Here is a 15,175-nt window from a genome sequence, read left to right as displayed (position 1 = left end):
GACGCGGCTTCGGCGCCGCTTTGGACTTTTCTTCTACGCATGATCTTTTCCGAAAACCGGTTCCCACTTTTCGCTAATGCGGTCCTTCGGTTCGCGATCATGCTAGCTCCACAACAAGGCCGTCGCGGGCGATCGTCAAGTCGCCGGCCCATGTTTTCCTGACAACGGCGATCCAATCGGCCTCGACGATCCCGGCGTCGTCGGCCGGAATGAGATGATTGAGCACCAAGCTCTTCACGCCGGCATCGCTGGCAATGCGCCCGGCCTCCTCGGCAAAGCTGTGGCTGGCGAGCAGATGGTCCTTCAGCCGCGCACCATTGCCGGTCTTGGCCACCAGCCGCTCGATGCCCTCTTCCAGCATGGCTTCGTGGACGAGAATGTCAGCGCTTCGGGCGAAATCGGCGAGCGGCGGAAAGAAGGCCGTATCGGCGGAGAACACCACGCTTCTCCCGCCATGTTCGAAGCGCAGGGCAAAGCAGTCGATCACAGGCGGATGGTCGACGCGCAGGGCCGAAACCTTCAGGCCGCGTTGCTGAAGCACCTGGCCTTCGCCGAATTCGTTGATCGACACCAGCTCGCGAATATCCGGCCTGCCCTCATCGACGATGCGGATCTCGATGTCGAATTCCATCGCCTGACAAAAGCGCCGCCAGTAATGGCCGGTGCCGGGCGGGCCAAACACGCCAACCGGCGTCGCCAGACCCGCCGTCCAGGCGGTGTGGATCAGCGGCCCGAGTTCCAGCACATGGTCGGAATGCAGATGCGTGATGAAGATCAGGTCGAGCGCCTTCAGGCCGATGCCGGCGTCGACCAGAGCGCGCGTCACGCCAAGCCCGCAGTCGACGACGATGAGCCGGCCGCCAATCCGCAGCAGCGACGAACTCGGCCACGGTCCGCCCGGCCGCAGCGCCGGGCCGCCCTTCGAGCCCAAAAGCACCAGCCGGTCCGGCATTGGCTCGCCGCTCAAGACCAGTCGCCCTCGGGCGTGCCGTTAAAACGCTTCTTCAGGTCTGCCCAGCAGTCGATGTAATTGTCCTGCCGGGTTTCCAGTTCGGCGCCGTAGCGGGTCAGCATCTGCGGAAAACGGGTCTCGAACATGAAGGCCATGGTGTTGTCGAGCTTGACCGGTTTCAGGTCCGCGCGCGAGGCTTTTTCGAAACCAGGCGCATCCGGCCCATGGGCCAGCATCAGATTGTGCAGGCTGATGCCGCCGGGCACGAAACCTTCCTCCTTGGCGTCGTACTGGCCGTGGATCAGGCCCATGAACTCGCTCATGATGTTGCGATGATACCAGGGCGGCCGGAACGTATCCTCCGCCACCAGCCAGCGCGGCGGGAAGATGACGAAGTCGATGTTGGCGGTGCCTTCCTCGCCGCTCGGCGCCGTCAGCACGGTGAAGATCGACGGATCGGGATGATCGAACAGCAGCGCGCCGACCGGTGAAAAATTTGCCAGATCATATTTGTAGGGCGCGTAGTTGCCGTGCCAGGCGACGACGTCGAGCGGGGAATGGCCGATCTCGGTGACATGGAAATTTCCGCACCATTTCACCGTCAGCCGGCACGGCGTCTCCTTCTCCTCGAACCAGGCGCAAGGCGTCTTGAAATCGCGCGGGTTGGCGAGGCAATTGGCGCCGATCGGGCCGCGATCGGGCAGCGTCAGCTTGGCGCCGTAATTCTCGCAGACATAGCCGCGCACTTCGGCATCGACCAGTTCGACCTTGAAGACAAGGCCGCGCGGCAGCACCGCGATCTCGCCGGGTCGAAGCTCGATGACGCCCATCTCGGTGACGAAGCGAAGGGCGCCGACCTGCGGCACGATGAGCAACTCGCCGTCGGCATTGAAGAAATGATCGTCGACCATCGAGCGGTTGGCGACATACACGTGGGCCGCCATGCCTGTCTGTCCGAGCACATCGCCTGATGTGGTGATGCTGCGCATGCCGGCGATGAAATCGGTCGGTTCTTTCGGCATCGGCACCGGGTTCCAGCGATACTGGCCAAGCGCCAGCTCGTGGTCGCCGACATTGGGCGCGCTCTTCCACAGCGGATAATTCGCCGGCTTGAAGCGGCCGGTGTGCTTGACGCTCGGCCTTATGCGATAGAGCCAGGAGCGCTCGTTGGTGCCGCGAGGGGCGGTAAAGGGCGAGCCGGAAAGCTGCTCGGCATAGAGGCCATAGGCCGGCCGCTGCGGCGAGTTTCGTCCCTGCGGCAGCGAGCCGGGCAAGGTTTCGGTTTCGAAGTCGTTGCCGAAGCCCGGCATGTAGGAAAAGGCCATCGCTTCCTCCCGGAATAGATCCCAATTGACCAAACTGGTTTCATTTGTAACCATCGAAAATGTAACTATCAATGCCAATGCTTCCGCCGGGATATGCAACCATGGAACCGGAAATCCTCGACCTGGAATCCTTCCTGCCCTACCGGCTCTATCGGCTGGCCGATGCCGTCAGCCGCGAATTCGCAGGGATTTACAAGGACAGCCATGGCCTGACCCGCCCGGAATGGCGCACCCTTTCCGGGCTCGGCCAGCACGGCACGATGACGGCGACAGCACTCGGCGAGCAATCGGCCATGCACAAGACCAAGGTGTCGCGCGCCGTCGCCGAGCTCGAACGGCGACGCTGGCTGACCCGCACGCCTGACGAAAACGACCGCCGCGTCGAGCATCTGACGCTGACCAGGGCCGGGCTTGCCGCGTATCGCGAGATGGTGCCGCTGGCGAAGGCGTTCGAGCGGGGGTTGCTGGCGAAGCTGAGCGCCAGCGAGCGCACGGCGATTGCGGAAGGATTGGCTGCGCTGGAGGCGGCTTTGGGTAAGGGCTAAGTCGAGAACACACTGATACGTTGGCGGGACAGCGCCCCCTCTGTCCTGCCGGACATCTCCCCCACAAGGAGGGAGATTGGCAGTTTCGGCGCTGAGCTCAATCCTGCAACGTTGGAGATTGGCGAAGTCCGTGATGACAGCCAATCTCCCCCCAAGTGGGGGAGATGTCCGGCAGGACAGAGGGGGGCGCGAAGGATCGCAACGCCCTTCATTAGTCGCCTACCAGTCCATCACCACCTTGCCCGAACTGCCGCTGCGCATCGCATCGAAACCGGTCTGGAAATCGTCGATGCCGATGCGGTGCGTGATCAGCCCGGAAACATCGAGCGGGCCTTGCACCAGCGCGATCATCTTGTACCAGGTCTCGAACATCTCGCGGCCATAGATGCCCTTGAGATGCAGCATCTTGAAGATGACCTTGTTCCAGTCGATCTCGAAGCCGGTGGGCGCAATGCCAAGGATGGCGATCTTGCCGCCATTGTTCATGGTGTCGATCATGTCGCGGAAGGCGGGGGCGGCGCCCGACATTTCGAGGCCGACGTCGAAGCCTTCCGTCATGCCGAGCGCCGGCATGACGTCGCGCAGCTTCTCCCGGGAGGCGTCGACGACATGCTGCACGCCGAGCTTTTTCGCCAGCGCCAGCCGCACCGGGTTGATGTCGGTGATGACCACTTTTCGCGCGCCGACGCACTGGGCGACGAGCGCGCCCATGATGCCGATCGGCCCGGCGCCGGTGACCAGCACGTCCTCGCCGACCAGATCGAAGGACAATGCGGTGTGAACCGCATTGCCTAAGGGATCGAAGATCGCGGCGATCTCGTCCGGTACGTCATCGGGGATCGGCACGACGTTGTGCTGCGGGATCGCCAGATACTCGCCGAAGGCGCCGGGCCGGTTGACGCCGACGCCGAGCGTGTTGCGGCACAGATGCCCTCTGCCCGCGCGGCAGTTGCGGCAATGACCGCAGACGATGTGACCTTCCCCCGACACGCGCTGGCCAACCTTGTATTCGGTGACCGCGGCGCCGAAATCGGCGACGGTGCCGACGAATTCGTGGCCGGTCACCATCGGCACCGGCACCGTCTTCTGCGCCCACTGATCCCAATTGTAGATATGCACATCGGTGCCGCAGATCGCGGTTTTCTTGATCTTGATCAGCACATCGTTGGGGCCGATGTCCGGCACCGGCACTTCTTCCATCCAGATGCCCGGTTCGGCCTTGGCCTTCACCAGCGCCTTCATCATGTTCGACATATCTAGCTCCTTGCCCTCCCCCTGGTGGGGAGGGTGGCCCGAAGGGCCGGGTGGGTCCAAAGTTGTTGGTGGAGATCTGTGCGTACCCCCACCCCGTCTCCCGACCACTTGCTTCGCAAGCGGTCGCTCGTCGACCCTCCCCACAAGGGGGAGGGTAAAGCCTCATCCAATGATCCCGAGTTCGCGCCCGACGGCGGCAAACGCTTCCATCGCGCGGTCGATATCGGCGCTGGAATGCGCCGCCGACATCTGCGTGCGGATGCGTGCCTGCCCCTTCGGCACCACCGGGAAGGAAAAACCGATGACATAGATGCCGCGCTTCAACATGCGCGCCGCCATCTCCTGTGCCAATGTCGCGTCGCCCAGCATCACCGGAATGATCGGATGGTCGGCTCCGGCCAAGGTGAAGCCGAGCTTGCCCATTTGCGACCGGAACCGCGCCGCATTGGCATATAGGCGCTCGCGCAAGGCGTCGCCATTGCGGATCAGGTCGAACACCTTGATCGAAGCCCCGGCGATCGCCGGCATCAGCGTGTTGGAGAACAGGTATGGCCGCGAGCGCTGGCGCAGCCAATCGACCACTTGCTTCTTGCCCGATGTGTAACCGCCGGATGCGCCGCCGAGTGCCTTGCCGAGCGTACCGGTGATGATGTCCACCCTGCCCTCGACGCCGCAATGTTCGGCCGAGCCGCGGCCGTTCCGGCCAACGAAGCCGACCGCATGGCTGTCGTCGACCATCACCATGGCATCGTACTTGTCGGCGAGGTCGCAGACGCCCCTGAGATTGGCGATGATGCCGTCCATCGAAAACACGCCGTCGGTGGCGATCAGCCGGAAGCGGCAATCCCTGGCTTCCTTCAGGCGCGCTTCGAGATCGGCCATGTCGTTGTTGGCATAGCGGAAGCGTTTGGCCTTCGACAGCCGCACACCGTCAATGATCGAGGCGTGATTGAGCGCATCGGAAATGATCGCATCGTCCTCGCCGAGCAGTGTCTCGAACAGGCCGCCATTGGCGTCGAAGCAGGAGCCATAGAGGATGGTGTCCTCCAGCCCGAGGAAGGATGAAATCGTCGCCTCGAGCTGCTTGTGCTCCTCCTGCGTGCCGCAGATGAAGCGCACCGAGGCCATGCCGTAGCCGTAGCGGTCAAGCGCCTGGCTGGCCGCCGCGCGCAAATCGGCGCTGTCGGCAAGGCCGAGATAGTTGTTGGCGCAGAAGTTGAGCACCTTCTGCCCGCCGACCTCGATCTGAGCCGACTGGGTCGACGAGATCACCCGCTCGGATTTGTAGAGGCCGGCCGATTTCAGCCCCGCGAGCTCGCTGTCGATGTGTGTGAGAAATGCTGCGGTCATGATCGGGCCTCGTTTGATGTGGGCCGACTGTCGTCTCGTCCGCGCGAAAAATCCATCGCAAAAACGACCGGATCGGTGGCAAGCGTCCCGATGTGGATCGTCATGCAGCCGCCAAAGCGACGCGACGACAAAGGTGCCGACCGACGACCGCTCAAATGCGGACTCGACGCTAAACGAGCCGATAACCATTTGGCGATCTTTCCGAGTCTTGCCCTTGCCGGTCGGCTGTCGATTTCCAAACCTGTTAACATTTGCAGGCCAATGGTCCTCGCAGCAAGAATCCGTTGGCGAGAGGGCCGCCCCCGAAAATGTCGCAGCAGCCGGTGCAAACCGTTTCAGGCAAGCTCATACTGCTGATCAAGGCTGGCTACTGGCTGGCCCTGCTGATCATTGCCGCGATGGTGGTGGCCTCGTTCATCCTGCTGCAGCAGACGATGGCCACCCAACAGCACAATCACACCTTGCTCGATATCGTCGGAACGCAAAAGGCGCTGTCGCAGCGCATCGTCTTCCTTGCCAGCGCGACGGGTGCCGCTTCGCGCGACAAGCAGCCGGCGCTGGTCAGCGCACTCAAGCAGGCGACGGCGGAGTTCGAGACGAATTACGATCTCCTGCTCGACCAGACGAACGCCGATCCGATGTCGCCGGCCCGTCTGGACCCGAAATCGATCGAGAGCGTGCTGTTCGCCAAGCCGTTCCATCTCGACTATTTCTCGGTGGGCCTTGTCGCCAATGGCGAGCGGCTGATCTCATCCTTTGAATCCCAGCTGACGGGCGCCAGTGACGGCTACAAGGGTGGGGGCGAGCGCGTCAATCTCGACGCCTCGGTGGCCAACGCGACCCTGTCGGGCTACGCCGCACTTGGCCAGCGCATCAGTGCCGATGCCGACGAGCGCTCCGACAAGCTGCTCGCTCTCCATCGCACGCTGTTCTATGCCACCCTCGCCGTCATTCTGCTGGTGGCTCTGTTCATCTTCAGGCCGATGTCGAACGCCATCCTGCGCAAGACGCATGAGCTGATCGATGCGCGCAATTCGATGGCCTTCATCGCGGTGCATGACGGCCTCACCGGCCTACACAACCGGACGTTCCTGACCGATCATTTCGATACGCTGATCAAGGGCACGCATCGGCGTCGCGAGCGCCTCGCCGTCGTCCAGCTCGACCTCGACCGGTTCAAGCAGATCAACGATACGCTCGGCCACGCCGCCGGCGACTATGTGCTTGTTGTCACGGCGCAGCGCATGCGCGATTCCTGTCGGGCGTCGGATCTGTGCGTGCGCCTGGGCGGCGACGAGTTCGTCATGATCCTTGCCGGCGCCGGCGGCACCGAAGACATCAACATGCTGGCGCGGCGCATCCTGGCGCACATCAACGAGCCGATCGTGTTCCAGGGTACGACCATTCTTCCTGGCGCCAGCGCCGGCATCGCCGTCTATCCGATCGACGCCGACAATGCGCAGGATCTGCTGGTCCACGCCGATCTGGCGCTCTATTCCGCCAAGAAACTGGGGGGCGGCAACTTCTCGTTCTTCTCCGAGGAGTTGCGCCGCGAACTCGACTACCGCAAGCAGCTCGAGCACGACATGAAGGTCGCCATTTCGGAGCGGGCGTTCCAGGTCTATTTCCAGCCGCAAGTTTCGCTGACCGACGGCACGATCAGCGGCATTGAAGCGCTGGTGCGCTGGAACCATGCCGAGCGCGGCATGATCCCACCTGGCGAATTCATTCCGGTCGCCGAGAAATGCGGCTTCATGCCCGAGATCGGCCGCATCGTCATCAGCAAGGCGATCAACGAAGCGGCCGAATGGAACCGCAACGGCATTGCCTTCGGGCGGCTTGCCGTCAATGTTTCCGGGACCGAATTGCGCGAGCATGATTTCGATGCGTTTCTGTTCGAGACGCTGGAGAAGGCCGGGCTGCCGCCGCAGAAACTGTCACTGGAAATCGTCGAATCCGTCATTCTCGACGACGAGAAGACCGGCATCGCCGCCAAGCTGCGCCACATCAGGGCAGCCGGCGTGCATCTCGAACTCGATGATTTCGGCACCGGCTATGCCTCGCTCAGCCATGTCAATCCAAACGAGATCGACCGGCTGAAGATCGATCGCCGCTTCGTCCAGAACATCCATGAGAATGGCGACAACTCGAAGATCGTGCGCGCCATCACCGAGCTGGCGCGTGGCCTCGGCATCTCGATCGTTGCCGAGGGTGCGGAAACCGAAGCCGAACTCGATTCGCTGATGGCGATCGGCTGCGACCAGGTGCAGGGCTATTCCATCGCCTTCCCGATGCCGCGGGACAAGGCCCTGGAATGGCTGACGGCCCGCATGCCGAAGAAAGCCAGGCTGACGGTGCTGCAGGGAAGCCTGGCCTAGGCCTTGCCGAGATACCTTGACAAGCCGTCATGGACATGGCCGCCTGTCGTGATCGCAACCGGATAGTGCTGATAATGACACCGTTTCGGTTTGTCCTGGCGGCACTGCTGGTTTTCGCATCCCCCGCCCATGCGGCGGATCGCACCATCTATCTCACCTTCGACGATGGTCCGCTGAACGGCACCAGCAACATCCTCGACGTGCTGGAAGCCGAGCAGGTTCTGGCGACGATGTTCATGGTCGGCATGCATGCGCAGGCAAGTGCTGCCAACAAGGCGCTCGTCCAGCGCGCCAAGCGACTTCCGCAGGTGACGCTCGGCAACCATAGCTACAGCCATGCCAACAACCGCTACCAGCATTACTACGCCGACACCGAAGGCGTCGTCGCCGACATGATGCGGGCCAACGCGGTGCTCGGCCTGAAGCCAATGGTGCACGCCCGGCTGCCGGGGCGCGACGTGTTCCGGCTGCCCTCAATGTCGAAAAACGACACCTCCCTTGGCCTGGCCCAGGAGGGCCGCGAGGAGCCCGATTACGAGTTTGTCGCGGCCTCGGGCTTCTATCTCTACGGCTGGGACCACGAATGGGTGCACAAGGACAGCGGCGAGCCGGTGCAAAGCGTCGACCATCTGGTCAGCGAGATCGATCACCTGTTCGGCTATGGCCGCTTCGTCAAGCCGCGCAAACTGATCCTGCTGATGCATGACGAGATGTTTCAGGACCGGTTTGATGGCAAGACGAAGCTGACCAACCTGATCACCGCGCTAAAATTGCGCCACTACGCTTTTGGAACAATCCAGGGCTACGACGACTGAGGCAATCATCAGCCCTGCCCTAGCTTTCCACATTGGCCCGCAACGCCGCCAGCACCTGCGCGAACTCCGCCAGGCGCTCGTCGGACAACCCCACCCGCAGCCGCTTGTCGAAGCCAAGGGCTGCCTTGCGCAATGTCTCGAACATCGCTTCTCCGGCCGCGGTCAATTCGACCAGATGAACCCGGCGGTTGACGGGATCGCGGCGCCGCGTCAGCAGGCCCTGCGCCTCCATCGCGTTGAGATGGTGGGTCAATGTCGCACCCTGGATGCCGATCATGCCGGCAAGTTCGCGCTGGTTGGCAAGCTTGCTCGACTTGACCGACAGCAAGGTAAGCCAGACCGGCAAAGTGCCGCCCGCCTCGACCAAAGCGGCGTCGAAGGCCTGGGCGACGAGCTTGGCGGTGCGGCCGAGATTCATGCCGACTGGCGGGCGTTCGAAGGGTGTCATGACAAGACACTAGAACAAGGGACAGGCCGATGGAACTGGTGGCAGTTTATACATTGACATCTAATCGTTAGATATCTAACTACATGGCGATGGCGGACGAGAGGAGCCTCGATCATGCAATATGTCTACATCGTCGTTATCGGTCTTCACGTCATGGCCGGTGTTTTCTGGGCCGGCCGGCACCACGATCACCCTGGCGCGCGATCCCGACATCCGGGCCGAGCGCTTCATCCAGCCGCAGATGGGCGCGGCCGGCTTGGTTTTCCTGACCGGGGCGCTGCTCTGGTACTTCTTCCACGGCGCCTCTTTCGGCTCGATGGAAATGGTGCTGGCGCTAGGCATCCTGACCGCCTTCGCTGCCGCCGGCGTTCTCGGCGCTATGGTCGGAGCGCCCAGCAGACGGCTTGCCGGCGCGAATGCGGAAACCGAAACGCAACTGCGCGCCAGAATGGCGGCGGGCGAACGCATCGCCGCATGGCTGCTGGTCGTCACCGTACTGTGCATGGCCATCGCGAGGATGGTCTGAGACGCGGCACAAATTCACAGAATCGTACGTTGTCTGGCGATGAGCCAATGACGTGCGGGCGCGCGGTCCGATCGACGTACACGGGCTCTCGTATGCAGGTCCGGCCGCGCGCCACCAATTCCGCGATGATGACTTTCAGATCCGCAAACCGAACCTGATGCCGTCATAGATGGCGGCATGGATGTTGCGCGAGGCGACGGCGTCGCCGATGCGGAACATCACGAAGCCACCTTGCGGGTTGCGCTTGGGAAAGATGTCGCCGCCGCTGACCAGCCGCTCATAATCCACCGCGCCGCCATTCTTCGACAGCGGCTTCAGGGACAAATAAAGATCGTCGAGCGGCAGCGTGCCGTGCTCGACCACAATTTGGTCGACCCAGCGCTCGCCGCGCCAGCCCTCGGCGAAATCCGAAGCCAGTTCGGCTACCAGTTGATTGCCCTCACGCCGCACCGAGCGCAGCCGCGTGTTGATGGTGATGGTGACGCCTTTTTCCTGGAAGGCGCGCATGTAGGGCACGTGGTTCATGCCGCCCATTTCCGGGGCAAAGAAGCGCTCCGGCGAGACAAGTTCGAGTTTCGAGCCGGCATTGGCGATCAGTTCGGCCGCGCCCATGCCCTGATGGCCGCCATTGTCGTCGAAAAGCAGCACGTTTTCGGCCGGCTTGACGCTGCCGGCCATGATGTCCCAGCTCGAGGTGACGAGATTGTCGCCCGCCGTCAGCGGCGGGTTCTGTGGCAGGCCGCCGGTGGCGACCACCACCACGTCGGGCGACAGCGCCAGAACGTCGTCCTTTTCCGCCCAGGTGTCATAGCGGATCTCGACGCCGAGCCGGTCGAGCTCGGCCAGCCGCCAGTCGATGATGCCGATCAATTCCTTGCGGCGCGGATTCTGCGTCGCCAGCCGAACTTGCCCGCCGGCCTGGCTCGACGCTTCAAGCACCGTCACCTTGTGGCCTCTCTCGGCCGCGACCCGTGCAATCTCCAGCCCACCGGCGCCGGCACCGATGACGACGATTTTCTGCTTTGGCCCCTCGGTCCTGGCGATGATGTGCGGAATATCGGCCTCGCGGCCGGTCGCGGCATTGTGGACGCACAACGCCTCGCCGCCTTCGTAGATGCGGTCGAGACAATAGGTGGCGCCCACGCAAGGACGGATCTCGTGCTCACGGCCTTCCATCACCTTGCGGATGATGTGCGGATCGGCGATGTGGGCGCGGGTCATGCCGACCATGTCGAGCTTGCCGGTGGCGATGGCATGGCGCGCGGTGGCAACGTCGGAAATCCGCGCCGCATGGAAGGTCGGGAACTTTGTCGCCGCCCTCACCTCGCCGGCGAAATCGAGATGCGGCGAGGAACGCATGCCGGTCACAGGGATGACCTTGGTTAGCGCAGCGTCACTTTCGATCGAGCCGCGGATGATGTTGAGGAAATCGACCTTGCCGGAACCGGCCAGCCGCCTGGCGATCTCGACGCCCTCCTGTTTCGACAGGCCCTTGTCGAAGTCCTCGTCAGCGACCATGCGAATGCCGACAACGAATTTCTCGCCGACCGCAGCGCGCACGGCATCGAGCACCATGTCGGTGAAGCGCAAGCGGTTGTCGAGCGAGCCGCCGAACTCGTCGTCGCGCTGGTTGGTGGCCGGCGACCAGAAGCCGTCGAGCAGATGACCGTAGGCTTCGAATTCGATGCCGTCGAGGCCGGCGGCGTGGCAGCGCTGGGCGGCCGAGGCATAGTCGGCGACGATGCGCTCCATGTCCCAGTCCTCGATGGTCTTGGGGAAAGCGCGATGCGCCGGCTCGCGCACCGGCGAGGCCGAGAGCACCGGCAGCCAATCGGCCTTGTTCCAGCCGGTGCGGCGACCGAGATGGGTGATCTGGATCATCACCTTGCAGTCGTGTTCGTGGCAGGCGTCCGCAAGCTCAGCCAGCCACGGCACGATCCTGTCGTCATAGACATGTAGATTGCCGAATGCAGCCGGGCTGTCGCGCGAGACGATGGCGGAGCCGGCGGTCATGGTCAGCGCCATGCCGCCCTTGGCCTTTTCGGCATGGTAGAGGCGATAACGCTCCTTCGGCATGCCGTCTTCCGAATAGGCCGGCTCATGGCTGGTCGACATGACCCGGTTCTTCAGCGTCAGGTGCTTGAGCTGATAGGGCTGGAGAAGCGGATCGTTGCTGGTCATCGTCTTCCTGCTGTTTCAAATTGTGCTAATGAGCGGCAAATCGAAGGAAATGCTGCCCATGACCGTAACCAAGAACCTTACCCAGCTCGGCACCAGGGTCGAGACGCCAGAAAGCCCCGATCAGGCGGTCCTGGAAACCGTGCCGTTCGCGCGCGGCGACGGACCGCCGGCGATCGTGCGCTTCACCTGCCCGGAATTCACCTCGCTGTGCCCGGTCACCGGCCAGCCGGATTTCGCCCATATCGTCATCGACTACGCCCCCGACGGGCTGCTGGTGGAATCGAAGTCGCTGAAATTGTTCATGACCTCGTTTCGCAACCACGGCGCCTTCCATGAAGAATGCACCGTCATGATCGGCCGCCGCATCGTGGCGGCGACCAAGCCGCTGTGGCTGCGCATCGGCGGCTACTGGTTTCCGCGCGGCGGCATTCCGATCGACGTGTTCTGGCAGACCGGCGCGCCGCCGGAAGGCGCCTGGCTGCCCGACACCGGGGTCGCGCCCTATCGCGGGCGCGGCTAGTTTCCCGTTCATTCGCACTGGTACTGGCTGAGCGCCCATTCGCCGGTCACCGACAGCAGGTCCGTGATCTTCCAGTCGGCGTCGACCTTCTTGAACTTCCATTCCAGCCGGTGCGGATTGCCCGCGACGACGAAAGCGACGATGACCTTGGCCTGGTCGCCATTGATGGCTTCAAGCGTCTTCAGGCTCTTGTCGATCCCGGCCTTGTCATAGTCGGCATTGTCCAGCGCCATGTTGGGATCGAGACACTCGCCCTGTCCCGATTTGCGCAGCGCATCGCTCTTGTCGAGCACGGTTTTCGCCGGATCGATGAAATGGCTGCGCTGCGCCGGATCGATCTCCAGCCCGACCTGATCGTAAAACGGTCGCACCACGGCTGTCGGCGAACCCGGTTGGATCGGTGCGGCGGGCGCGGCTTCGGCCGGAGACCATCCAACCGGCGGCGTTGCCGGTTCCACGGCTCCGCCGGGTGCGTTTGCCGGCGGTGCCCCGCCGTCGGCTGGCGCGGTGTCAGCCGGCGCATTTGCCGGCGGCGCGCCAAACAGTCCTTGCGCGGCCGCGGCGCTCAGCCCCACCGCCAGCAGGCACACGGTCGACAGTGCCAGGGACGGGCGACGGGCCATCGCATCAATCCTGGCCGGCCATGCATTCCAGCGTGCTGAGCTTCCAGTCGCTGGTCTTCGAGGCGATGTCCGATATCTTCCACTTGCCGTCGATCTTCTTGAGCGACCAGACCATGTCACGTTTGGAATCATCGCCTTCGGAAAGAAGGCTGAAGGATGCTGTAACCTCGGCGTTGTCGCCATCCAACTTCTCAACCAGTTTCAGCGTTTTCGAGACGGTCTTCTGATCGAAATCCTGGGCGTCGAGACCAGGGTCGAAGTCGATGCAGGCGACTTCGCCTGGGTTTTTCTTGATCGCCTGGTCGTTCAGATCGAACAGTTTCGTCACCGGCTCGGTGAAGCGATCCCGGTATTGTTCGTCGGCCTCGAACTTGACCGCCGGCACATAGAAGAACTTCACCTCGTCGGACGCCGGTCCGGCGAAGGCGGCCGTGGGCACGGCTACCGCAAGGGCGACAACGAGCACTGTCAGTCTCATGCAGAATCTCCGGCTTTTGATGGCTTGAAGCGATCAACACCACGTATCCTGCATATCGGCTTTTTTGCGACTCATGAAGTCCCGCGGCGCCTTGTTTCAGCCGTTGAGCCAGACATTCTGGAGATCCATCTCGAAGGTCTGGTGGACGCCGTAGTTCTTCACCTTCTTGTTCATGTGGCTGTAGAGCTTCTGCCAGTAAGGTTGAATGATGACGCCCGAATCCTGCAGGATCTGTTCGACATCCTTCATGACCTCGCGCCGCTTGGCGGCGTCGATGAGCGAGAGGGCCTGCTTGAGCTTGGCGTCGAAATCGGGATTCGAATACGCCGATTCATTCCAGGCCTCGCCGCTGCGATAGCCGAGCGCCAAAACCTGAACGCCGAGCGGGCGCATGTACCAGATCGTCATGGAATAGGGATATTTCGTCCAGTCGTTCCAGAAGGTCGAACCCGGCAGTACCGTGCGCTTCACCTTGATCCCGGCATCGCGCAGCTGGCCGGCAATCGCGTCGCCGGTGTTCTTCTGCCAGTCGTCCTCGATGGTGATCAGTTCATGCTCGAAGTCGGCCTGTCCGGCTTCCGCCATCAGCTTCTTGGCGCCGGCTGCATCGCGCGTCTTCTTGGGCAGCGGGTAGTATTCCGGATGGATCGGGCTGACGTGGTGGTTTTCACCGACGGTGCCTCGGCCGGCATAGCCAAGCTCGAGAACCGCGCTGTTGTCGACGGCCATTTGCAGGGCATTGCGCACCCGCTTGTCGTCATAGGGCTTGTGGGTGATGTTGGTGCGGGCAACGAGCGTGGTCGCCGTCGCCACCTCGGACTTTTCCAGGCCCATCTTGTCGAGTATCTCGATGAAGTCGGCAGGGGTCTCGAAATTGAGGTCGATCTCGCCGGACTCGAATGCATTCACCGAGGCGTTGAAGTCGGTTCCGTAGTCGATGAACTCGACACTCTCGAGAGGCGCTTCACCGCCCCACCACTTGCCGTTTTCACGGCGCTTGACGACCGCTTTCTGGCCGACCGCATAGGAAACCAGTTCGAAAGGGCCGGTGCCGATCGGCTTGGCGACCGGGTCGGCGCCGCCGGCGTCGAATGTGCGGTGAACCACCAGGGCCGGATAATCGGTGAAGTTTGGAATGAGCGAGATGTCGGGCTCGTTCAGCTTCAGCTTGACCGTGTTGTCGTCGACCTTGGTGATCGCGCCATCCCTGGCCTTGCCGGCCTTTTCGTCGATCAGCGCACCGACGCGTGCGGCCATGGAATTGCCGGCGACATTCTTCTCGCACCAGCGTGCCAGATTGTGGACGACGTCATCGGCGCCGAAAGCATCGCCATTGTTCCAGGTGATGCCCTTGCGCACATGCAGCACATATTCGGTGGCGTCGTCGTTGATGTCCCAGCTTTCGAGCAGGACCGGCTCGAATGTGAACTGTCTGGTATAACGGACCAGCGGCTCCAGCCAGCAGCGCGAAATGTTGGCCAGTTCCACCCAGTCGTAAGTGCGCGGATCCTTCTGCGCCTTTACCGACATCGATATGTGCAGCGTTCCGCCTTTCTTCGGCTCCTCGGCCAGGGCCCGGTCTGGCGCGGCGAGGCCGATCATGGCGTAGGCCATGGCCGTCGAGGCGCCGAACGCGCTTGCCAGCGCCAGAAACTCGCGACGGTCCATCCCGCCTTCGCGTGCCTCCCTGGCCATCGCCAGGATCGCGTCCGGGACACGATCGCCGTTGCTTCTGAACAGTGTCATTTTTTCCCTCCCTTTCAGCATTGTCCGACGCGTG

The 15,175-nt window shown here is 62.7% G+C and carries 14 protein-coding genes; 5 read left to right on the top strand and 9 right to left on the bottom strand.

Annotation, left to right across the window (positions count from 1 at the left end; all coding sequences use genetic code 11):
• Window positions 1–97 precede the first annotated feature (97 nt).
• Window positions 98–952: an MBL fold metallo-hydrolase gene (locus tag BPNPMPFG_RS01340; RefSeq protein ID WP_258597030.1), complete on the bottom strand. Its 855-nt coding sequence runs from the start codon at window positions 950–952 to the stop codon at window positions 98–100.
• An 11-nt stretch (window positions 953–963) separates the two neighbouring features.
• Window positions 964–2,277, bottom strand: a complete 1,314-nt coding sequence (gene hmgA, locus BPNPMPFG_RS01335) for a homogentisate 1,2-dioxygenase (RefSeq protein WP_258592891.1) — start codon at window positions 2,275–2,277, stop codon at window positions 964–966.
• A 101-nt stretch (window positions 2,278–2,378) separates the two neighbouring features.
• Here hmgA and BPNPMPFG_RS01330 point away from each other — a divergent pair, with 101 nt between their 5' ends.
• Entirely contained in the window at window positions 2,379–2,822 is a 444-nt protein-coding gene (locus tag BPNPMPFG_RS01330) for a MarR family winged helix-turn-helix transcriptional regulator (RefSeq protein ID WP_258592890.1), read from the top strand.
• 219 nt (window positions 2,823–3,041) lie between these two features.
• Here the strand turns inward: BPNPMPFG_RS01330 and tdh are convergent, their stop codons facing one another.
• The gene (gene tdh / locus BPNPMPFG_RS01325; RefSeq protein WP_258592889.1) at window positions 3,042–4,076 is read right to left on the bottom strand and encodes an L-threonine 3-dehydrogenase; all 1,035 of its coding nucleotides are present in this window, start codon (window positions 4,074–4,076) and stop codon (window positions 3,042–3,044) included.
• Between the two features lie 162 nt (window positions 4,077–4,238).
• A complete protein-coding gene (locus BPNPMPFG_RS01320; RefSeq protein WP_258592888.1) occupies window positions 4,239–5,426 on the bottom strand; it encodes a glycine C-acetyltransferase in 1,188 nt (395 codons plus the stop codon).
• A gap of 308 nt (window positions 5,427–5,734) precedes the next feature.
• Here BPNPMPFG_RS01320 and BPNPMPFG_RS01315 point away from each other — a divergent pair, with 308 nt between their 5' ends.
• The gene (locus BPNPMPFG_RS01315; protein WP_258592887.1) at window positions 5,735–7,804 is read left to right on the top strand and encodes a putative bifunctional diguanylate cyclase/phosphodiesterase; all 2,070 of its coding nucleotides are present in this window, start codon (window positions 5,735–5,737) and stop codon (window positions 7,802–7,804) included.
• Between the two features lie 74 nt (window positions 7,805–7,878).
• On the top strand, window positions 7,879–8,619 hold the full coding sequence (locus tag BPNPMPFG_RS01310) for a polysaccharide deacetylase family protein (RefSeq protein WP_258592886.1): 741 nt from the start codon (window positions 7,879–7,881) through the stop codon (window positions 8,617–8,619).
• Between the two features lie 19 nt (window positions 8,620–8,638).
• On the opposite strand, the gene BPNPMPFG_RS01305 is transcribed toward BPNPMPFG_RS01310, so the two are convergent.
• Window positions 8,639–9,067 (bottom strand): MarR family winged helix-turn-helix transcriptional regulator, encoded by a 429-nt coding sequence (locus tag BPNPMPFG_RS01305; protein ID WP_258592885.1) that lies wholly within the window; start codon window positions 9,065–9,067, stop codon window positions 8,639–8,641.
• 121 nt (window positions 9,068–9,188) lie between these two features.
• Here BPNPMPFG_RS01305 and BPNPMPFG_RS01300 point away from each other — a divergent pair, with 121 nt between their 5' ends.
• Window positions 9,189–9,593 (top strand): hypothetical protein, encoded by a 405-nt coding sequence (locus BPNPMPFG_RS01300; RefSeq protein ID WP_258592884.1) that lies wholly within the window; start codon window positions 9,189–9,191, stop codon window positions 9,591–9,593.
• Window positions 9,594–9,728: 135 nt separating this feature from the next.
• Here BPNPMPFG_RS01300 and BPNPMPFG_RS01295 read toward each other — a convergent pair whose 3' ends face one another.
• Window positions 9,729–11,774 (bottom strand): NADH:flavin oxidoreductase, encoded by a 2,046-nt coding sequence (locus tag BPNPMPFG_RS01295; RefSeq protein ID WP_258592883.1) that lies wholly within the window; start codon window positions 11,772–11,774, stop codon window positions 9,729–9,731.
• A 58-nt stretch (window positions 11,775–11,832) separates the two neighbouring features.
• On the opposite strand from BPNPMPFG_RS01295, the gene queF reads away from it, so the two are divergent.
• Window positions 11,833–12,294 carry a preQ(1) synthase gene (queF, locus tag BPNPMPFG_RS01290; RefSeq protein WP_258592882.1) on the top strand — a complete coding sequence of 154 codons (462 nt, stop codon included), beginning with the start codon at window positions 11,833–11,835 and terminating at the stop codon, window positions 12,292–12,294.
• 8 nt (window positions 12,295–12,302) lie between these two features.
• On the opposite strand, the gene BPNPMPFG_RS01285 is transcribed toward queF, so the two are convergent.
• The 3 genes from BPNPMPFG_RS01285 to BPNPMPFG_RS01275 all read right to left on the bottom strand — a co-directional run bounded on the left by BPNPMPFG_RS01285 (window position 12,303) and on the right by BPNPMPFG_RS01275 (window position 15,141).
• Window positions 12,303–12,917, bottom strand: coding sequence for a hypothetical protein (locus tag BPNPMPFG_RS01285; protein WP_258592881.1), 615 nt, complete (start codon window positions 12,915–12,917; stop codon window positions 12,303–12,305).
• Window positions 12,918–12,921: 4 nt separating this feature from the next.
• Window positions 12,922–13,395: a YbjP/YqhG family protein gene (locus BPNPMPFG_RS01280; RefSeq protein ID WP_258592880.1), complete on the bottom strand. Its 474-nt coding sequence runs from the start codon at window positions 13,393–13,395 to the stop codon at window positions 12,922–12,924.
• Between the two features lie 96 nt (window positions 13,396–13,491).
• Window positions 13,492–15,141 carry an ABC transporter substrate-binding protein gene (locus tag BPNPMPFG_RS01275; protein WP_258592879.1) on the bottom strand — a complete coding sequence of 550 codons (1,650 nt, stop codon included), beginning with the start codon at window positions 15,139–15,141 and terminating at the stop codon, window positions 13,492–13,494.
• Window positions 15,142–15,175: the final 34 nt, after the last annotated feature.

The organism is Mesorhizobium sp. AR07, from assembly GCF_024746815.1.
GTDB lineage: Bacteria > Pseudomonadota > Alphaproteobacteria > Rhizobiales > Rhizobiaceae > Mesorhizobium.
The sequence above is the reverse complement of the archived record's forward strand: the minus strand, read 5'-3'. Positions and strand labels throughout refer to the sequence as shown.